The following is a 19,149-nucleotide window of genomic DNA, read 5'->3' on the forward strand; positions in this document are numbered from 1 at the left end:
TATGTTACAGATATTCGTTCAATTAGTTCTATATCCAGACTTCCCATCTTTGATGAGACAGGTTAAGATATTTTTTGGTGTTGATATCCTATATAAAGAAATGACCAGATAAAAGTAAAAATTATTTATTTTGATCTGGTCCAATTAATCAAATTTGGCTACGAGTTATATTAAAGAATCTCTCTTTTAGTTCACTGATTTTTATGCCTATAAAGCTCTTTTTATGTGGAGCTTCATCCTTTTTTTCAACGCCATATTGAGAGCCTATATAAACTGCAAGTAATGTCAAAAAGCAACCTATAATAGAGATTAAACTTAAATTATGTGAAATAAATAATACATCAACTATATAAGCAAGAATAGGTTCAAGTAAAAGAATTAGCCCTACTAAAGAGGCTTTTATATGTGGTACAGCATACGCTACCATGAGCCAAGCAATAGCCTGCACCAGTATTCCATTAGTTAATAATGCTAGAAAATTTCTAGTATCTGTAATATATAAACTTTCAGAATGGATCATGCTTGTTATTAATAAAAATATAGCTGCACTAGCACTTAAATATACCATTCTTGCGATAGGATCTAATGGCTTTTCAAGCTTGTCCGATTCTTTCAGAAAAATAACGCATACCGCATACGCGACGGCTGACCCTAATCCTAACCATACACCATATTGATATTCTGCAGAGAGGCTCCAATCTTTATAAACAATTAAAGATATTCCAATAAAAGCAGTAAAAATACTGAGATAGTATTGCCACTTTAGCTTTTCCTTAAAGAGCACGACACCAAATAAGGCTAGTGCAAAAACTTGGCAGTTAGTCAATATGGCACTTAGTCCTGGCCCAACTAGTCTAATTCCATGATGCCACAGATAAATATCTAGGGCTAAAAAGACTCCTGCTAAGCCAGCATAAATAATAGGTTTCCAGCCAGCGAAAAAAACTTTTCTTTGATAGAGCGCGACAGTAAAGAGAATTAATGCACCAAAAAGCATTCTATAAAACCCTATAGCACTAGGGCCCATTGTGCTATAGGCGACCACTAAACCAGATAGAGAGAATAACGCTCCACCTACTATTAAAAACAGGGTATTTTTCAAGATCAATCCTTTGGATTATTTAAGTAAAGCCTAGTGTAATCTAGGCTTTTATTATTTATATCATAAAACCCATTTATTGCTTTCTGAAAGAGCTGCAGAGGTCCATTCTTGCATAGCGGGTAAGTCTAACATAGCTTTACACCAGTTATTAAAATCCTCAGATACATGTAGATTATTGTTAATAACTCGCCACATTACTGGAGCGAACATTGCGTCTACATTGGAAAAATGACCACATAGAAACTTCCCACCAGATTTTTTATACCTTGAAAAGTTATTCCATAATTGAGCTAAGCGTAGTAAATCAAGTTTTACATCTTCATTAGGAATGCTATTAGTCTTTTTTCTAATATCCATAGAAAAATTGCTTCTCAGTGCAATAAAGCTGCTATGCATCTCAGCGGAGGCCGATCTTGCCATTGACCTTAATGTGGTATCAGAAGGCCATAGGTTTTTACTTGGGTATTTTTCGGCGATATACTCAAGAATAGATAAACTATCCCAAATAGTATTATTATCATCGATAAGAAAAGGAACTTTCGTAGGGATCTTATATTCTTTGCTTAACTCTAATAAAGAATTATCATGCTGAAAAGGAATAATAGTTTCTTCAAATTCAATCTGAGAAACTTTTAAAGCTAACCAAGGTCTAAGAGACCAAGAAGAGTAGTTTTTATATCCGATAAATAAATGCATTTTTAATTCCTCAAGATAAAATATTAAACAGTTTTTAGGGCATTTTCAATAATTGAAATACCTGAAGCAAGGTCAACATCATCTATATTTATGGGTGGTAAAAATTTTAAAACATTGCTATCAGGGCCACATACTTCGATAATTAGTCCATTTCTAAAGCAAAAATTTTGCACTGCTTTTGTTGTTTTTTCATCTTTAAAAACTAATCCAGCAAATAGCCCCAATGCTCTATAGCTTAAAATCTTAGTGTGATAGCCTTGTGTTAGATTGAGGAGAGCCTTATGGAAAAAATTAATCTTATTTATCAACCCCTTCTCAAATCTATTATCAGACCAGTATACCTTTAGGGCTTCAGCTCCAGTAATAAATCCATAGTTAGTACCGCGAAAGGTACCATTATGTTCACCAGGCTCCCATTTATCTATTGATTGTTTCATTAAAAGCATGCTCATAGGAATACCAAAACCACTAAGTGACTTTGAAAGGCAAACTATATCAGGAGTAATACCAAAATGTTCAAAGCTAAAGAATTTACCTGTCCTTCCACATCCAGATTGAATCTCATCTACAATAAAGAGTGCTGCCTGCATTTCTCTAATAACACTTTCACGTATGCTTCCCATAAAACAAAGCCTTTTTATAAAGTTGTAATATTTACCAGACGATTCTTCCTTGAATCAATTTATCTCTATATCAATAGATCAGTTTGTGGTTAACTTGCTAGTAATATCCTTTAATATACTAATTTCCTGCCCTGTCATATCTCTATTAATTCTCTCAGTTAGCTCTAGGTATTTTTCCCTGAGTTGAGCACGAAACCGTACTCCGTCTGCTGTTAATTGAACAAATACCTGACGGCGATCTTCTAAATCATGAGTACGAAATACCAAGCCCGCCTTTTCCATTCGGGCGATCATGGTTGAAATAGCAGAACTATCTAAACCAATTTTTCTAGCTACCTCCCACACCGTTATTTTTTCTTCGGGGTCGCAAGTTTCCAATACGTAAACCTTTTGGGGGCTAACATCATTTCCTAAAACCTCTTTATAGATAGAAACGATTTGCTTCCATCCTATATAAAAGTTAAAGCATACTAAATTATTCAGAACTAAATTTTCGGACATTATTTTTATTCCTCGCTACTAGTTATTGAGATTGTGTTTATAGATCAATAGCTTTTACCTAAAAAAAGCAAACTGATCCATGACACAGAGTTACATAACATTGTAACATGCTAGGGAATAATGTCTCTAACATTTATATTGCATGCAACTATAGTGTAGTGATTAATATTTATCAAGCATTAAGTTTGTAATATTTTTGAGGCTAAAATGATAGTAATTAAATAGATAAATATAGGTATATGAATAAATTATTATAGATAGAGCTTATAGACTGAGGCGGATCATTCAGACGATGGGGCTGCTATTCATAACTACTTAAGCAAACCCCCATTGAAATAATTAGAGTTTAAGCCAATTGCGCCAACACATATTCATGCAATTCAGGACTTGCGGCGGCTAAAACACTCGTAGTATCTAAGGTTAAATCCTGTCCCTCTAAATCGGTAAAGACGCCACCCGCTTCACGCACAATCACAGATAGGGCTGCAATATCTAAAATATTAACATCTGACTCTAGCACTAGATCGATTTTACCGGAGGCTAGTAGGTGATAATGATAAAAATCGCCATAACCCCGAATGCGTTGTACCTGCTGAATCATTTGCCCTAAGGCATTCCAGTGTTTAGGGTTTTGGGTCAAGGTTTTAATATTGCCAGTGGAGAGAGCAGCTTGTTGAATATCGGTATAGCCACTGACCTGAATACGCTCCCCATTGAGATAGGCCCCTTGCCCTAACTCCGCATACGCGAGTTGCCCTGAGCCAAAGGTGGGCGCATTCGATACCCCTAGAATTAATTGATTACCGCGCATCAGGGCGATTTGAGTGGAGAAAAACGGATAACGGCGCACAAAGCTTTTAGTACCGTCAATAGGATCAATCAGCCAAGTATATTCCGCATCAGGATTGGTTTTGCCAGACTCCTCGCCAAAAAAACCGTGGTCGGGGAACGCAGTTAAAATGATGTTTTTAATGGTTTGTTCGGTTTCAATATCCGCAATCGTGACCGGGGATTGATCGGCTTTGATCTGTATTTCAAAGTGACCGTTATAGTATTTTTCAATGATAGCTTGGCCTGCTTTAGCCGCCTGAAGTGCTACTTGCAGAAAGGGACTCATACTCACAGTCAAAGATTCCACTATTAAAAAGCACACCATCCAACAGGAAAGGTGCGGGGGTGTCAAGAGGCTAGTTCAGTTTTTTAGTCATAAATTAGCATTTAAAGTCTTAAATAGCGTGAGCATGAGCGGGCGATTTTTATATTGAGTATTAAATTGCCCAATCAATTGTTTAGCTAATAGCCTCCCTTCTGGAAGTAAACTTAATTCTTGTAGATCTTTTACCGCTTGTTCATAAATATCACGCCCCGTATTTTTTAAGCTAGCTGTGATCAGATCGGCATATTTTTGCTTAATTTCATTAGGATAGATAGTAGATAATGGCTGAGCATAGCTCTTTACAATGCTTGAGTTATTTGATTGCATGACTAATTCATATAAAGCAGGAATATTGTTTTCGGCTTTTAAAATTTCCGCTCGCTGTAAGGTATAATTAGTAGGGACGCTAGTGTAAATACTATTTTTGATAGCATCCCATTGTGCCGTGTCATAGGTGGATTTAAGTACTAGATAGTTTTGTAATTTATAACCCGTTTCTTGAAAAATATTGAGTAATTCAGTTCTTAATAACTCAGTATTATTAGTATCTTTGGCAATGGCAATTAAGTAATTACGCCATTGAGTGGTGGTATGATACTGCTTGTTGGCTAAGGCTAATTGAATGCCTTCATTTAATAAGACTGTAGCTTCGGAATAGTTTTTTTGTTCTAATAGCTCTTTAACCTTACGCTCTCTAAAATTAGGTATTGCAATCAATGTTTCGGTTAGTTCTTGTGCTTCAGTTTCTCGTCCCCAATCCAGCAGTAGATTTTCGAGTTTTTGAGCATCAGATTGGACGTAGTGACTATTGTTAGGCGTTGTAACCTTCTTCTTGAGTTCATCCAGCATATAATTTTGTAAATGCGGACGATCAGTCGCAAGGTTTTTTAATAACGCATTAAAACTACCGCCTAAACCAAAATCTAAGTTCTGGTTTAACTCATAAAGTTGTTGGTGTAGGGTAGTAATAGATTCTTCTGTGAGATAGGCACTTAATAACTCTAAGGCTTGCGCGATAGTATGGAGTAAGTCCTCTAGTTCGCTATTACCATTCTCTGTATATTCAGCTATCTCCCCAATGACTTCGATAGTATTAATATAAATATCTATTTTAGCTAAAGGATTTAATTTGGCTTGGCTTAAGGATTTTAGTAGTATCTCGGCTTCATCCGCAAAATTACTAGTATTAATATAGTCCATATAGTAATCATCAGTATGATCCTTGGCTAAGCGTCGAAAGCTAGCTATAAAATCTTTTTTGACTTTTTTAGTATCTTTATGCTCTTCAAAGCGTAATAAAAATTGCTCTTTTAGATCGCGATGATCGTTAAAAAGATTGATTAAATACTGAGTGAGCTGTTCTTTACTCAACTGTGCTAATAAAATCTGCACACGCTCTTGTTGAGTGATGTATTTCGCTTGTGGCTGAGCATGGCGCGGAGTGAATACCGCATTGTCAATGGAGTCTCGGCTGAGGGTATTACGGATATTAAATAAAGTAGCGACGACATGCTTGCAGATAGAGCCTAGATCATAGGGGCAGCTACACGACCAATGGCTAATGGTACTATTTTGTAGTTCTATTTCAATATCATAGGTATAAGTTCCTCTGACCTCAGCCTGCCAAAAACTAGGCTCTGTTTCCTCTAATCGATGTACCTGAGTGATATAGTCTTTACCACGCCGTAGGATAATGGGGTCAATGTATGCTTCAAAGTTTGATAAATTCATAAGCTTAGGTTCTGTTGATAGATCTAGTTAATTTTGTAAAGCATTGCTATTGATTGGGGTGCAATGGTTTGCGCTTTACGAGTGACTCCAACACTAGCACGTGTTTACATAATTCCGAATACCGTCGTTTAGTCATCCCTATCACAAGGTACGCAACATCATTTGCCAGGTGGGATGTTCCCGTAGCGCTTGCAAGGCAGCTTGTAACAATGTTTTACCCATATCACTATGTACCCAAGTGGATAAGCCTGAAGGATGAGGGAGAGGTAATAAATCGACTTCACGCCCCTGAATCACTTGGCGGTGAATAACGCCGACGGCTTCTTCTAAGCGTTTGATCGGTAAGTACTGCATAATCGCTAATTTGCCCACCAAAATAATTAGTTCCGGTTTGAGTATTTCCAGCTCGGCTTGCAGCCAATGGGAGCAATTCATTATTTCCTCTTGGTTGGGAACACGATCACCACCCTTAGGATTTTTACCCGGAAAACAGCGGCATACGGCAGCCATATAAACCCGCTCACGAAAGGGTTCTTCGGTTATCCCACACTCCTTAAACCATTTGAATAGCGTTTTTCCGGCTGTCCAAGCAAAGGGACGCTGAAAATCACCCTCCCGAATACCTGGTGCTTGACCTATCATCAGAATAGGCGTGAGGACAGGGTTACAGCTAATCACGGGTGGGATCATGCGGGGGCATTGGCGGCAAGCACGCAGAGCGGCTTGATGCTCAATGAGTGGCGGATAGGGGTAAATGATGCTCTGGGTCATAGTGGTCTAAAACGCTAGGGAAGGAGTGATTATAGGCATAATCAGTGGTGGTCAAAACTAAAAAGACTTGAGACTTGATTGCTACTTTAGCAAGCCGTTGGTCTGTGCTAGTATCCGCCCACATTGCATCATCAATAGGCGCATTGTTTTTCTATGGCACGTTATATCTTTATTACTGGCGGTGTCGTTTCCTCATTGGGAAAGGGTATTGCCGCAGCTTCACTGGGCGCAATCCTCGAAGCCCGTGGTCTCAAAATCACCATGATGAAACTCGACCCCTACATCAATGTCGATCCGGGTACTATGAGTCCTTTTCAACATGGTGAAGTATTCGTCACCGAAGACGGCGCAGAAACCGATCTTGATCTCGGACACTATGAGCGTTTTGTTGGCTTTAAGGCCACCCAAAAAAACAACTTCACCTCGGGTCGCATTTATGAAAATGTGATTCAAAAAGAGCGGCGCGGTGAGTACCTCGGTGCCACTGTGCAAGTCATTCCTCATATTACGGATGAAATTAAGCGCTCAGTTCGTGCCGGAGCAGAAGGTTACGATATCGCTCTGGTAGAGGTCGGGGGTACGGTGGGCGATATTGAATCACTCCCTTTTATGGAAGCGATTCGTCAAATGGGGGTGGAAGAGGGCAGAAATAATGCACTTTATATTCACCTAACCCTATTGCCCTATGTCGCGGCGGCGGGTGAGTTAAAAACCAAACCTACGCAACATTCTGTCAAAGAGTTACGCTCTATCGGTATTCAGCCCGACATTTTATTATGTCGTAGCGAAAAGCTCATGCCGGAAAATGAAAAGCGTAAAATCGCCCTGTTTACCAATGTTGAGGAGCGGGCGGTTATTTCCGTGATGGACTTAGATAATATCTACAAAGTCCCGCTATGGTTACATGCCCAAAAGCTCGACCGTATTGTCACGGAAAAATTTAATTTAACCGATTTACCTGAAGCAGATTTAACCGACTGGAAAAATGTGGTTAGTGCCATGGAGTTTCCAGAGGCAGAAGTCAATATCGCTATGGTAGGTAAATACGTTGATTTAACCGAATCCTATAAGTCGTTAAACGAAGCGCTAAAACATGCGGGTATTCAAACCCAGACACGGGTGAATATTACCTATATTGATTCGGAAAAATTAGAATCGGAGGAAAATATTGCTCACGTATTGAGTCAATATGACGCGATTTTAGTACCGGGGGGATTTGGTAAGCGCGGTGTGGAGGGTAAAATCCGAGCGGTACAATATGCGCGGGAAAACCAAGTTCCTTATTTAGGTATTTGTTTAGGTATGCAGGTTGCTGTGATTGAGTATGCCCGTCATGTAGCGAATTTACCGAAAGCGTTTAGTACCGAGTTTGTGAATAATATTGCTGAAATTGATCCGGTCATTGGTCTCATTACCGAATGGCAAGATGAGGATGGCAATGTTGAAACCCGTACTGAGAGTTCCGATTTAGGCGGTACTATGCGTTTAGGGGGACAAAAATGTCTGCTAGCAGAGAATTCTCTTGCGCAAAAAACCTATGGTGCTAATGAAATCGTTGAACGTCATCGCCATCGCTATGAGTTTAATAATCACTATCGTGCGGTACTCGAAAAAGCGGGCTTAGTGTTTTCGGGGATGTCGGCGGATAATTCATTGGTTGAAATGATTGAGCTACCGGATCATCCGTGGTTTTTAGCTTGCCAATTCCACCCTGAATTTACTTCGCGTCCGCGCCAAGGTCATCGTTTGTTTAGCGGATTTATTCAGGCAGCTCGCACTTATCATGAGCTACAGGCTGCACGCAAACAAAGTTTATAAATAAATAGACCTTTTGCTAAAATCGAAAACAACCCCACCCCAACCCTCCCCTTGGCATGGGAGGGAGCCGATCTTACTCCTCCTCCTGACAGGGGGGAGGTTGGGAGGGGGGCTTTGACGACCTTTGTAAGAGATCTAATAAGTAAGTAAGCAGTGGTCATGAGGGATTAGGACGGTCTTTAGCAGTAATACCGACTTGACCCCATGACCACAATATTAGTTAATAGATCATTCGTATGAAACTAGGGGGAAAATGAATGTCCGATACAATGCCGTTATGTGGTTTTCAGGTAGGTTTAAAGCAACCCTTTTTCCTCATTAGTGGTCCTTGCTCGATTGAAACCGAGAAATTAGCCTTAGAAACCGCCGCTACTTTAAAAGAGATTACTCAACGCTTGGGTATTCCTTTTATTTATAAATCCTCGTTTGATAAAGCCAATCGCTCTTCTCATACCAGTAAACGCGGGGTAGGGCTAGAAACAGGCTTGCGCATTTTGGAGCGGGTTAAAACAGAAATCGGCGTTCCGGTTTTAACCGATGTACACGAAGATACTCCACTCGATGAGGTAGCTAGTGTAGTCGATGTGCTGCAAACGCCCGCCTTTTTATGCCGCCAAACTAATTTTATTCAAAGTGTAGCCCGTACTCAAAAGCCCGTTAATATTAAAAAAGGCCAGTTTTTAGCGCCTTGGGATATGGGTAATGTCGTTGAAAAAGCACGAGCCGTAGGCAATCAGCAGATTATGGTCTGTGAGCGTGGTGCTACCTTTGGTTACAATAATTTAGTCTCCGATATGCGTAGCCTCGCGATTATGCGCTCGACCCAATGCCCCGTCGTTTTTGATGCCACGCACTCGGTACAACTCCCCGGTGGACAAGGTAATGTATCCGGTGGGCAACGTGAGTTTGTCCCTGTGCTGGCTCGTGCAGCGGTTGCAGTAGGGATAGCGGGGTTATTTATGGAATCCCACCCGAACCCCGCCGAAGCATGGAGTGATGGGCCTAACTCTTGGCCTTTGCACCTCATGGAGCCTTTATTAGAGTCGCTAGTCGCACTCGATCGTGTTATAAAAAATCAGCCTTTGATTGAGGAGGCTTTATAAAACACTCATCACCCCAACCACAGTGTTAACCCTTTCTAATCGAACTTTTAGGATGATGTGATTATGTCTGAAATTACCCGTATCAATGCGCGTGAAATTATTGATTCACGCGGCAATCCTACCGTTGAAGCCGATGTGTTTTTAGCCAGTGGTGCGATGGGACGTGCAGCTGTACCCTCCGGTGCGTCTACTGGCTCACGCGAGGCGATTGAATTACGTGATGGTGGCTCACGCTATTTAGGTAAAGGCGTACAAAATGCCGTAGCTAATGTGAATGGCGAAATTGCCAGCGCTTTAATCGGTCATGAAGTCACTGATCAAGCCGGTATTGATCAAATCATGATTGATTTAGACAATACGGATAATAAGGCTCGTTTAGGTGCGAATGCTTTATTAGCCGTTTCCATGGCGGTAGCTCATGCCGGAGCACGTCAACAAGACTTACCGCTATATCAATACCTGACACAAGCCGATACCTATAAACTGCCCGTGCCTATGATGAATATTATCAATGGTGGCGCACATGCGGATAATAGTGTTGATTTACAAGAGTTTATGATTCTACCGGTGACTGCTCCGAGTATGGCAGAAGCGGTACGTTATGGGGCGGAAGTATTCCATAGCCTGAAATCAGTACTGAAAAAACGCGGCTTAAATACGGCTGTGGGTGATGAAGGTGGTTTTGCCCCTGATTTATCCTCAAATGAGCAAGCGATTGAGGTGATTTTAGAAGCGATTAATAAAGCAGGCTTTAAAGTCGGTGAGGATATTTGGCTAGGTTTAGACGTAGCAAGTTCTGAGTTTTATAAAGACGGTAAATACGTTTTAGAATCTGAAAATCGCAGCTTTACCGCCGAAGGTTTTACCGAGTATTTACATAATTGGGTACGTCAATATCCGATTTTAAGTATTGAAGATGGTATGGCAGAGGGGGATTGGGCGGGTTGGAAACATTTAACTGACGTATTAGGTAGTAAAGTTCAAATTGTCGGTGATGATTTATTCGTAACCAATACTAAAATCCTGAAAGAAGGGATTGAGAAAGGGATTGCGAATTCTATTCTGATTAAAGTGAATCAAATCGGCACTCTGACTGAAACGCTAGCGGCGATTCAAATGGCACATAATGCCGGTTATACCGCTGTAGTCTCTCATCGCTCCGGTGAAACAGAAGATTCAACCATTGCCGATATTGCGGTAGCAACAGGTGCAGGCCAAATTAAAACGGGTTCATTATCACGTTCTGATCGTATTGCTAAATACAATCAATTATTACGTATTGCCGGTGAATTAGGTAGCCGTGGCGTTTACGCTGGAAAATCAGCATTTAATCAATTTAAGTAATTAATTATCTTAAAGCACCTACGAAAGTGGGTGCTTTTTGAATGATCTGTTAGTCGTTTAATCTTATAAATTAAAGGCAAGTTATGCCGACGCTGACTCCCCATGATGCCTTATTAGATAAATGGCGTGCCTCATCAGGTCAATTAATTAATTTTGTTAAAGATGGGATAATTGATGAAGGCCGATGGGTTAAGACTAATACGAAGGTATTGTTACTGCTTAAAGAGGCCTATAGTAATAAAGTTACAACCGGATTTGATCAACGTGCGGTTATTCGGGATTATTATAAAGGAGTAAAGAAAGATAATAATATCACGTGGATCAATGGTGCATTATGGTGTTACGCAGTACAAACACGATCGCCTACCATGCCTGCTGCCAAGAAGAGTAAAATATTAGATGACGCTCTTTTACAGGCAGCGGTTATTAATGTCAAAAAAAGTGATGGAAAAAAAACATCAGACATGAAGGAAATTAAGGCTATTGCTAAAAGAGATGGCGCATTTATTCAGGAGCAGATAGCTATAATTAACCCTGATATAGTGATTTGTGGAAACACATGGACGTCAGTTGAGCATTTATATTCAGACCGTACTAGAATATTCCCGCGTGTTTGGTTTGCTGATAGTAGATATTTTATAAATTTTTGGCATCCGGCTTATTTCGGACATACAAGAAGGTTTTACTATGAGAAGCTATTGGAGTTTCTTGGAGAAATAGATGCTCATCGGACTCGGACAGCTATCACGACCATCTGAACCAGAGCTGTGAGTTAGGTATCGTTAGTCATTGTTATTTTGGTATCAGTACTGTCTAATTTATACCTTCATGCTTTGCTAATTTAGATTGTTAGGCTTAGGAGGTCATAATGTACTTAGGTATTGATATGGGGACATCGAGCGTCAAAGTGGTGCTGATGAATGATGCACAGCATATTCTAGGCAGTAGCTCGCAACCCTTAACCGTTTCGCGTCCACATACAGGTTGGTCGGAGCAAAACCCCGCCGATTGGATTACTGCCACTACTCAGGCATTAGATGAATTAAAACAACAATATCCTACTGAGCTTGCAGCGGTGAAGGGCATAGGTTTATCTGGACATATGCACGGAGCCACCCTTTTAGATCAGCAGCATCAAGTATTGCGCCCGTGTATGTTATGGAATGATACCCGTAGTTATAAGGAAGCGGCTGAGTTAGATGCTAATCCCCAGTTTCGCGCACTATCGGGTAATATTGTGTTTCCGGGCTTTACCGCGCCAAAAGTGGTGTGGGTACAGCGTCATGAACCCGAAATCTTTGCTAAGGTTGCTAAGGTATTATTACCAAAAGATTATTTACGCTGGTGGCTCACGGGAGAATATGCCTCCGATTGCTCAGATGCAGCAGGGACGGCATGGATGGATGTGGGTAAGCGGCAGTGGTCAACAGAACTATTAAACGCCTGCGATTTAACCGAGGAACAAATGCCGCGCTTAGTCGAGGGGACGGATGTCAGTGGCTATGTGCGCCCTGAACTAGCTGAGCGTTGGGGTATGGGTAAACAGGTCGTAGTCGCCGGGGGAGCGGGGGATAATGCCGCTTCAGCCTGTGGTATGGGAGTGGTGACTAAGGGTTCAGCCTTTGTGTCTTTAGGGACTTCTGGGGTACTGTTTGCCGCAACCGAGCGTTATTTGCCCAATCCCGCCAGTGCCGTACATACCTTTTGCCATGCTGTTCCGAATACATGGCATCAAATGGGTGTCATTTTATCCGCCACCGATGCTCTTAATTGGTGGTCGCATATTGCTGAGCAATCAGCCGCTGAGTTAACGCAAAAATTAGGTACGGAGCTACATAAGCCTGCGCGGGTATTATTTTTACCTTACCTCGCTGGAGAACGTACCCCCCATAATGATGCCGCAATACGGGGTGCCTTTCTTGGCCTAGCCCATGCCACTGAGCGAGAAATGATGACTCAGGCGGTATTAGAGGGGGTAGCGTTTGCTTTAAAAGATAATTTAAGAGCATTGGAACAAGCCGGTAGCAAATTAGAGCGCGTGATTGCAGTGGGGGGCGGTTCTCGCTCGGTGTATTGGCTGAAATTATTAGCGACTGTCTTAAATCTGCCGATTGATTTACCAGAGGATAATGAAGTGGGGGCGGCATTAGGCGCTGCTCGTTTGGGTATGATTGCGGCCTTGCAAGTTGATCCTTTACAAGTTTTAACGGCTCCTGTGATTGAGCAAACCTTTGAGCCAGAAATCGCACTATTGAGTGATTACGCCCATGCTTATGAGCGTTATCGGTTGGCATATCCGGCGATAAAAAGCTTAAGCTAGACTGTGGTAAACCGTAGGGGGATGTTTCTTCCGCAGTCGCTGTGAATACATCCTTGTACGCTACAAGGCGGCATCCATGCCGCCAAGACTGCTCCAGAAACATCCCCCTACGGTTAGGTTAGTAAGTGAACTAGACATCTGCCCGTTTTAGCTTGGGCATGGGTAATTGTGAAATCAACATACCTGTCAGCATTAAGCCGCAGCCTAATAATGCTCGCTGATCTAAATATTCATTTAAAAACAATACTCCACCAAGTGCAGCAAATACGGCTTCTAAGCTTAAAATAATCGCTGCATGAGAGGGATGTGCATAACGCTGCCCGACGACTTGTAGGGTATAGGCTAAGCCCACCGACATTAGACCTGAATAAAGCAAGGCCGCCCAACTGGCTTGTATACCAGCTAAGGTAGGCTGCTCAGTAGCAAAAGCGACGGTAAAGCTTAATAAACTACAAACAAAAAATTGTAAACTCGCTAATTGTATGGGATTAACTCGATGCGAATAATGGTCGATGGTGAGTAAGTGAATAGCCCAAAATAAAGCACCTATGAGTTGTAATAAATCGCCATAGCCAATAGAAAAATTAGCCTTAATACTTAAAAAATATAAGCCTACTAGGGTCAATATTGCGCCAATCCAAGTATTGAGTCCGGTTTTATGTTTAATGATTAAGCCGAGAATAGGCACTAGGATTAAATAAAATCCTGTGATAAATCCAGCGTTTGCCACGGTGGTATATTGTAACCCTACCTGCTGTAGGGAGGCGGCAATAAATAGCAAACTGCCTGTGGCTATTCCCCCTATGAGTAAAGGCAAGGATAATTCTAGACCGCTTTTACGGCTGAACCACCAAATCAGCGGTAATAAGGATAAAGCCCCTAAAATAAAGCGTAAACCATTAAAGGTGTAAGGACCTAGATGCTCCATGCCCAAGCGTTGAGCCACAAAGCCAAAGCCCCAGATAATAGCGGCACCTAATAATAGCCCATTGGCTAAGGGAGTATGATGTTTGTCCATAGTGATTTTGCTATCCAACAGCTAAGCGGCTCGTCATGCTAAAGCGCTCTAGAATAGCTTACAATTACGCCTTTTTGAACGTGGATAGAGAATAATGATAAAACGTTTTAAGGGCTGGCCTCTATGGTTTTGGCTCGTATTTTGGGGCAGCTTTAGTGGTGGTTTGCACGCAGAGGGGACACTACTCGGATCTGTGGTAGGGGTGCATGATGGTGATACCATTACTCTACTCACCTTTAATTATCAGACAGTCAAAATACGCCTATCCCAAATCGATGCACCCGAAAAACGTCAAGCCTTTGGGGAAGTATCCAAACAAAGACTAGCTAAACGTTTAATGTATGAGACGGTAAAGATTGAAATAGAAACCACAGATAAATATGGGCGTATAACCGGAAAAGTCTTATTAAATGGTCGGGATATTAATCGCGAGCAAATTGAGCAGGGGATGGCATGGGTTTATACCCAATACGCGCATGATCAGGATTATGTTAGTGCTCAAGAGCGAGCACAACGCGCCAAATTAGGGCTATGGCAGGATAAAAAACCGACACCCCCGTGGGTTTATAGGCATAGTGATGCAAACAAACCCAAAGCAACCCCACATCCTGCAGAGCCTAAAAAATCATTTTGGTCGGGTTGGTGGGGGAGTGGTTGTGAGAAAAAGACCTGTGCTGAAATGAGTTCTTGTGCAGAAGCTAAACGCTATTTGCATGAATGTAAGCTCAAGCGCTTAGATGCGGATAAAAACGGTATTCCCTGCGAGAGTTTATGCCGAAGTCAGAAATAGGGATTGCTACAAAAACCATTGAGTATGACTCCCAATGGTTTTTGCTTGGTCTAGTTTAATAGGGCGGGCGTTACCAGCCGAAGCCCAGACCCATATTCACCGCACTGGTATTTCCTGCAACACCGCCGCCAAACGAAATAGCAGCATTCTTGCCAACTTGTGCTTGATAACGCGCACTTAGAGCTTGGGTATCACCGAAAGAGGCAACCCCAACCCCGAATTGATGGGGTTTATTAGGAATAGTCGGGATATTACTAGAGGCCATGCTAATAGCGATACCGCGTTCATGGGTATCAAGGCGTTTATCTAGACCATCAATGCGCTCAATTTGACTCCGTAAACTAGAGTTTAAATGATTCACACCAATGGAACCATCGGCAATATCAGAGCCGGTGATGGCGGTAGTTTGAAATAGAGCCGCAGTGGTTTTAGTACCTAGAATAATGGCTTGAGTGGCTTGATTAAAGCGATCTAGGCTTAAAGTACCGAGTGCGATATTGCTATTTTGGATCGTATTGGCAGCAATTTTACCGCCTTGGATCGTGCCATTCGCAATTTTATTGTTGGTGACAGCGCCTTCTTGTAGAGCCGCGTTATCTACCGAGGCATTGCCTAATTCATCTGCCCCAATCGCATTCGTGCCAATTTGGGTACTGGTTAATGTATTTGCAGCTAAATCTCCTCCTTGTAGGCTGCCATTTTTAACTTTACTGCTGTCAATGGAGTCTGCCGCCATATGGTTGAGAGTAACCTTACCTGTTAGCAAGTCTACTTTTTGGGTAGTACCTTGTACCATACCTTCCCCCGCTGCTGAAACTAAACTAGGGGTGGTGAATAGTAGGCTACTGATAACTAAGGCTAAATAACCCGTTTTATGAGCGAATGTGACCATTATTACTTCCTTATCGTTGATAGTCATTAATCCAATACGACAGACATTATAGTGTGAAGTTTACAAATTTGTGATAAACCGATTAATAGTGGTTATAAAAAGTACAGGGTGTTTAACGTAGTTCTTATAAGCCAGCTATTTGTATACTATTAGATAGAGTGTTTGAAATATCGGTTCAATCAATGAGGAGGATGGTGATGAAAACAGTGAATACATGGATAGTGGGTCTAGGTCTGGCTCTAGGGTCAACCGCTTATGCAGCCGGTACCGCAGTGACTTATCAGGTGGATGGCAAGGATTACGAAGGTTATTACAGCAAGGCATCGGATAAGGCTCCGTTAGTACTGTTAATTCATGATTGGGATGGTCTCACCGATTATGAAAAGAAACGTTCAGATATGCTCACAGAGCTGGGCTATAACGTGTTTGCGGTCGATTTATTCGGTAAAGGTGTACGTCCGGCTGAAATAGAGGAGCGTAAGCGCTTAACCGGCGAGTTGTATAAAGATCGCGCTAAAATGCGTACTTTAATGCAGGGTGCTCTCGATACCGCTAAAGCCCAAGGGGGCGATGTGAACAATGCTGTCGCTATGGGCTATTGTTTTGGGGGTGCTGCAACATTAGAGCTAGCCCGTTCCGGTACTGATTTAAAAGGGTTTGCCTCGTTTCATGGGGGGCTAACGACACCTGAAGGTGAGGATTACAAAAATACCAAAGGTGAAGTTTTGGTTATGCATGGAACGGCTGATGATGCCGTAACCATGGATGATTTCGCAGCATTAGCTAAAGAGTTAGAAAAAACCGGCATTAAACACGAAATGGTGACTTATAGTGGTGCGCCTCATGCGTTTACTGTATTTGGTTCTGAGCGTTATCGCGAAGATGCGGATAAAAAATCATGGGCTTTATTCCAAGATTTTTTAAAAGATCGATTACAGCCCACCTCCGCTAACTAAAATAAATCGTTGCAGAGGGAACTTATAAAAGTTCTTTAGTTCCAAACTCAAGTCTATTTTAGCTGGGGGAGATTCTAGTCCCCCCGTTTTATGGTGTTAGTGTCAACTATTTCCCTCACAGCGCGTCAAATTAAGTAACAAGTCGTTACTCCTGTAGGTAAGGGGAGATAATGGTGGCACTGAAGTCAAAGTGCTTAATGTATTGTATGTCAAGGAGAACCCCTATATGACAACCCTTAAAAAATTAGCATTGGCATCCTTACTCCCCCTGTTGGTCTGGAGTGCCACATCCCATGCGTGGGGCGAACCCTCAGGTAGTGAGGTCGATCGTATTGATGGCGGTGTAGTGAGTATCGAGGCGGTACCTACTAATACCCCACCCCCTTATAACTATCGTCCAGAGCGTCCGATGCGTCCTGATCGTCCCTATCGTCCAAACCGTCCGGGACGTTATGACCCTGATTATGAGCGGGAGCGCCGTGAGTTTCCTATGCACAGCCGTCGCATTGATGATCGTCAACATCGTCAAGCAAGTCGGATTGAAAATGCGTATCGTGAAGGACGTTTAACACGTTCAGGCTATATGCAACTAAAAAGAGAACAAAACGATATACATTATATTGAGGCTTCGATGAAATCCGATATGCGTTTAAGTCGTCGTGAGATTGCGCGTTTAGATGCATTATTAGATCGCGCTGCCGACAATTTTAGGGCATTGAGTAGTCGGCGTTATGAACCCCCCCGTTATAATCCGCCAAGATATTAAGCTCATTCGCTAACTTGTTTGCATTTTATCCATCCCTTGCATTCATTCGCCGTGATTGAATGCTAGTTTTAGGGTAAGTTTTTTCACCGGAGAATTTACCCTTTTTTTCTGCTTCTTTCATGATGAACATTGATTCAGAGCTTCTTTTGCCTATAAGCTTTTAGCCATTTCTGAATTAAGTGCTTAGAGTCTTGTATGAGTAACCCCCCTAGTTGTGATTTTTTGCCCGTGAATACTTTCACCGTTGATCAGGCTCAAATCCGTATATTACAAACCATTAAACCCATCAAAGAAAGCGAGACCCTTGAGTTAACACAAGCATTAGGACGGGTGTTAGCACAGGCTATTATCGCACCTTTTGATGTGCCCCCTTATCGCAATTCGGCTATGGATGGTTATGCAGTCAAGAGCCAAGGCCAAACGCAAGGTTTGCAACAATTTCGTATGATTGGCAAATCATTCGCCGGTCATCCCTATCAAGGCTCGGTCGGGGCGGGTGAGTGTGTACGCATTATGACCGGGGCGGTGGTGCCAGAGGGGGCGGATGCGGTGCTTATGCAGGAGGAGGTTATAGTTCAAGGTGAACTAATTGAGTATCAAGGTAGTGTAAGACTTAAGCAACATATTCGTCATCCGGGTGAGGATTTAGCCCAAGGCTCGGAAGTGCTTGCTAGTGGGCGAGTACTTAATGCGGCTGATTTAGGATTGATCGCCTCGTTAGGAATAGGACAGGTAACGGTATGGCGTAAACCGAAGGTGGCTATTATCTCGACTGGCGATGAATTAAAACCTATAGGACAAACGCTGAATGCGGGGCAAATTTATGATAGCAATCGTTATACGCTGCGTGGATTATTACAACGTTTAGCGGTGGAGGTGCTGGATATTGGCATAGTACCTGATGATCCTGAGTTATTGGAGGCAACTTTTAAGTCGGCGCTACAACAGGCGGATGTATTGATTAGTTCTGGGGGCGTATCAGTGGGGGAGGCTGATTATGTCACCCGTTTATTAGAGCAATTAGGACAAATTGATTTTTGGAAAATTGCTATGAAGCCTGGCAAGCCCTTAGCGTTTGGACGTTTAGGTGAGTGTGCTTTTTTTGGTTTACCGGGCAATCCCGTATCAACCATGGTCACTTTTCTCGTATTAGTGCGTCCGGCTTTATTAACTTTAGGTCACTATCCGGTAAAGCCTTTAGCCATGACGCAAGCTAAGTTATTAAGTCCAGTGAGAAAAGCCGTTGGACGCCAAGATTATCAGCGGGGTATTTGCCATCAAGATGATACGGGGCAATGGTGGGTGCAAAGTACCGGGTTACAAGAATCCCATGTTCTGCGTTCTATGAGTCTGGCTAATTGTTTTATAGTGTTAGCGCGTGAGTGGAGTAATATAGAGGAGGGGGCTGAGGTGCCTATTGTTCTATTTGAAGGGCTGTTTTAAGTTAGGAGATGATATTTATTCATTTGTACTATTTCATCTGTTGTCCTTATGAGTTATCATAAATAAAATGTATAATATAGTATAGGCTTAGTCTAATAGCGCCTCATTAACAGATGTCA

General features: G+C 42.1%; 18 protein-coding genes. 9 read left to right on the forward strand and 9 right to left on the reverse strand.

Annotated features, from left to right (window positions below; genetic code table 11):
* Positions 1-148: 148 nt before the first annotated feature.
* From A3IK_RS19935 to A3IK_RS0117215, 7 genes are all read right to left on the reverse strand, one after another.
* On the reverse strand, positions 149-1,102 hold the full coding sequence (locus A3IK_RS19935; RefSeq protein ID WP_020561211.1) for a DMT family transporter: 954 nt from the start codon (positions 1,100-1,102) through the stop codon (positions 149-151).
* Positions 1,103-1,162: 60 nt separating this feature from the next.
* Positions 1,163-1,798 (reverse strand): glutathione S-transferase, encoded by a 636-nt coding sequence (locus A3IK_RS0117190; protein ID WP_020561212.1) that lies wholly within the window; start codon positions 1,796-1,798, stop codon positions 1,163-1,165.
* Positions 1,799-1,821: 23 nt separating this feature from the next.
* A complete protein-coding gene (locus A3IK_RS19940) occupies positions 1,822-2,421 on the reverse strand; it encodes an aminotransferase class III-fold pyridoxal phosphate-dependent enzyme (protein WP_020561213.1) in 600 nt (199 codons plus the stop codon).
* Between the two features lie 78 nt (positions 2,422-2,499).
* Positions 2,500-2,922, reverse strand: a complete 423-nt coding sequence (locus tag A3IK_RS0117200; protein WP_020561214.1) for a MarR family winged helix-turn-helix transcriptional regulator — start codon at positions 2,920-2,922, stop codon at positions 2,500-2,502.
* A gap of 346 nt (positions 2,923-3,268) precedes the next feature.
* Positions 3,269-4,039, reverse strand: coding sequence for an inositol monophosphatase family protein (locus A3IK_RS0117205; protein ID WP_020561215.1), 771 nt, complete (start codon positions 4,037-4,039; stop codon positions 3,269-3,271).
* Positions 4,040-4,126: 87 nt separating this feature from the next.
* Positions 4,127-5,809: an SWIM zinc finger family protein gene (locus A3IK_RS0117210; RefSeq protein WP_020561216.1), complete on the reverse strand. Its 1,683-nt coding sequence runs from the start codon at positions 5,807-5,809 to the stop codon at positions 4,127-4,129.
* Between the two features lie 141 nt (positions 5,810-5,950).
* Positions 5,951-6,580 carry a uracil-DNA glycosylase family protein gene (locus tag A3IK_RS0117215; RefSeq protein WP_020561217.1) on the reverse strand — a complete coding sequence of 210 codons (630 nt, stop codon included), beginning with the start codon at positions 6,578-6,580 and terminating at the stop codon, positions 5,951-5,953.
* Between the two features lie 153 nt (positions 6,581-6,733).
* Between A3IK_RS0117215 and A3IK_RS0117220 the strand changes: the two genes are divergently transcribed.
* The 5 genes from A3IK_RS0117220 (at position 6,734) to xylB (ending at position 13,165) form a co-directional block, all read left to right on the forward strand.
* Positions 6,734-8,398: a CTP synthase gene (locus A3IK_RS0117220; RefSeq protein WP_020561218.1), complete on the forward strand. Its 1,665-nt coding sequence runs from the start codon at positions 6,734-6,736 to the stop codon at positions 8,396-8,398.
* Between the two features lie 269 nt (positions 8,399-8,667).
* Positions 8,668-9,501, forward strand: coding sequence for a 3-deoxy-8-phosphooctulonate synthase (kdsA, locus tag A3IK_RS0117225; RefSeq protein ID WP_026221042.1), 834 nt, complete (start codon positions 8,668-8,670; stop codon positions 9,499-9,501).
* 63 nt (positions 9,502-9,564) lie between these two features.
* Entirely contained in the window at positions 9,565-10,845 is a 1,281-nt protein-coding gene (eno, locus tag A3IK_RS0117230; RefSeq protein WP_020561220.1) for a phosphopyruvate hydratase, read from the forward strand.
* Positions 10,846-10,928: 83 nt separating this feature from the next.
* Entirely contained in the window at positions 10,929-11,603 is a 675-nt protein-coding gene (locus A3IK_RS0117235) for a hypothetical protein (RefSeq protein ID WP_020561221.1), read from the forward strand.
* Between the two features lie 110 nt (positions 11,604-11,713).
* Positions 11,714-13,165: a xylulokinase gene (gene xylB, locus A3IK_RS0117240; RefSeq protein WP_020561222.1), complete on the forward strand. Its 1,452-nt coding sequence runs from the start codon at positions 11,714-11,716 to the stop codon at positions 13,163-13,165.
* A 130-nt stretch (positions 13,166-13,295) separates the two neighbouring features.
* Here xylB and A3IK_RS0117245 read toward each other — a convergent pair whose 3' ends face one another.
* Complete coding sequence (locus A3IK_RS0117245) at positions 13,296-14,183, reverse strand: DMT family transporter (RefSeq protein ID WP_020561223.1); 888 nt, start codon at positions 14,181-14,183, stop codon at positions 13,296-13,298.
* A 94-nt stretch (positions 14,184-14,277) separates the two neighbouring features.
* On the opposite strand from A3IK_RS0117245, the gene A3IK_RS0117250 reads away from it, so the two are divergent.
* The gene (locus A3IK_RS0117250; protein WP_020561224.1) at positions 14,278-14,973 is read left to right on the forward strand and encodes a thermonuclease family protein; all 696 of its coding nucleotides are present in this window, start codon (positions 14,278-14,280) and stop codon (positions 14,971-14,973) included.
* A 70-nt stretch (positions 14,974-15,043) separates the two neighbouring features.
* On the opposite strand, the gene A3IK_RS0117255 is transcribed toward A3IK_RS0117250, so the two are convergent.
* Complete coding sequence (locus A3IK_RS0117255) at positions 15,044-15,865, reverse strand: YadA C-terminal domain-containing protein (RefSeq protein WP_020561225.1); 822 nt, start codon at positions 15,863-15,865, stop codon at positions 15,044-15,046.
* Positions 15,866-16,062: 197 nt separating this feature from the next.
* Here A3IK_RS0117255 and A3IK_RS0117260 point away from each other — a divergent pair, with 197 nt between their 5' ends.
* The 3 genes from A3IK_RS0117260 to moeA all read left to right on the forward strand — a co-directional run bounded on the left by A3IK_RS0117260 (position 16,063) and on the right by moeA (position 19,030).
* The gene (locus A3IK_RS0117260) at positions 16,063-16,821 is read left to right on the forward strand and encodes a dienelactone hydrolase family protein (protein ID WP_020561226.1); all 759 of its coding nucleotides are present in this window, start codon (positions 16,063-16,065) and stop codon (positions 16,819-16,821) included.
* 226 nt (positions 16,822-17,047) lie between these two features.
* Positions 17,048-17,587, forward strand: coding sequence for a hypothetical protein (locus A3IK_RS0117265; RefSeq protein WP_020561227.1), 540 nt, complete (start codon positions 17,048-17,050; stop codon positions 17,585-17,587).
* A gap of 195 nt (positions 17,588-17,782) precedes the next feature.
* The gene (gene moeA / locus A3IK_RS0117270; protein ID WP_020561228.1) at positions 17,783-19,030 is read left to right on the forward strand and encodes a molybdopterin molybdotransferase MoeA; all 1,248 of its coding nucleotides are present in this window, start codon (positions 17,783-17,785) and stop codon (positions 19,028-19,030) included.
* Positions 19,031-19,149 lie beyond the last annotated feature (119 nt).

The organism is Thiofilum flexile DSM 14609, assembly GCF_000380185.1.
GTDB classification, from domain to species: Bacteria; Pseudomonadota; Gammaproteobacteria; order Thiotrichales; family Thiotrichaceae; genus Thiofilum; species Thiofilum flexile.

What these genes read in the sequence shown, in the direction of transcription:
- A3IK_RS0117260 (WP_020561226.1), top strand. Translation starts at nt 16,063, where the DNA reads ATGAAAACAGTGAATACATGGATAGTGGGTCTAGGTCTGGCTCTAGGG.
- kdsA (WP_026221042.1), top strand. Translation starts at nt 8,668, where the DNA reads ATGCCGTTATGTGGTTTTCAGGTAGGTTTAAAGCAACCCTTTTTCCTC.
- eno (WP_020561220.1), top strand. Translation starts at nt 9,565, where the DNA reads ATGTCTGAAATTACCCGTATCAATGCGCGTGAAATTATTGATTCACGC.
- A3IK_RS0117210 (WP_020561216.1), bottom strand. Translation starts at nt 5,809, where the DNA reads ATGAATTTATCAAACTTTGAAGCATACATTGACCCCATTATCCTACGG.
- A3IK_RS0117250 (WP_020561224.1), top strand. Translation starts at nt 14,278, where the DNA reads ATGATAAAACGTTTTAAGGGCTGGCCTCTATGGTTTTGGCTCGTATTT.
- A3IK_RS0117200 (WP_020561214.1), bottom strand. Translation starts at nt 2,922, where the DNA reads ATGTCCGAAAATTTAGTTCTGAATAATTTAGTATGCTTTAACTTTTAT.
- xylB (WP_020561222.1), top strand. Translation starts at nt 11,714, where the DNA reads ATGTACTTAGGTATTGATATGGGGACATCGAGCGTCAAAGTGGTGCTG.
- A3IK_RS0117215 (WP_020561217.1), bottom strand. Translation starts at nt 6,580, where the DNA reads ATGACCCAGAGCATCATTTACCCCTATCCGCCACTCATTGAGCATCAA.
- A3IK_RS0117190 (WP_020561212.1), bottom strand. Translation starts at nt 1,798, where the DNA reads ATGCATTTATTTATCGGATATAAAAACTACTCTTCTTGGTCTCTTAGA.
- A3IK_RS0117205 (WP_020561215.1), bottom strand. Translation starts at nt 4,039, where the DNA reads ATGAGTCCCTTTCTGCAAGTAGCACTTCAGGCGGCTAAAGCAGGCCAA.
- A3IK_RS0117265 (WP_020561227.1), top strand. Translation starts at nt 17,048, where the DNA reads ATGACAACCCTTAAAAAATTAGCATTGGCATCCTTACTCCCCCTGTTG.
- A3IK_RS0117235 (WP_020561221.1), top strand. Translation starts at nt 10,929, where the DNA reads ATGCCGACGCTGACTCCCCATGATGCCTTATTAGATAAATGGCGTGCC.
- A3IK_RS19940 (WP_020561213.1), bottom strand. Translation starts at nt 2,421, where the DNA reads ATGGGAAGCATACGTGAAAGTGTTATTAGAGAAATGCAGGCAGCACTC.
- moeA (WP_020561228.1), top strand. Translation starts at nt 17,783, where the DNA reads ATGAGTAACCCCCCTAGTTGTGATTTTTTGCCCGTGAATACTTTCACC.
- A3IK_RS0117220 (WP_020561218.1), top strand. Translation starts at nt 6,734, where the DNA reads ATGGCACGTTATATCTTTATTACTGGCGGTGTCGTTTCCTCATTGGGA.
- A3IK_RS0117245 (WP_020561223.1), bottom strand. Translation starts at nt 14,183, where the DNA reads ATGGACAAACATCATACTCCCTTAGCCAATGGGCTATTATTAGGTGCC.
- A3IK_RS0117255 (WP_020561225.1), bottom strand. Translation starts at nt 15,865, where the DNA reads ATGGTCACATTCGCTCATAAAACGGGTTATTTAGCCTTAGTTATCAGT.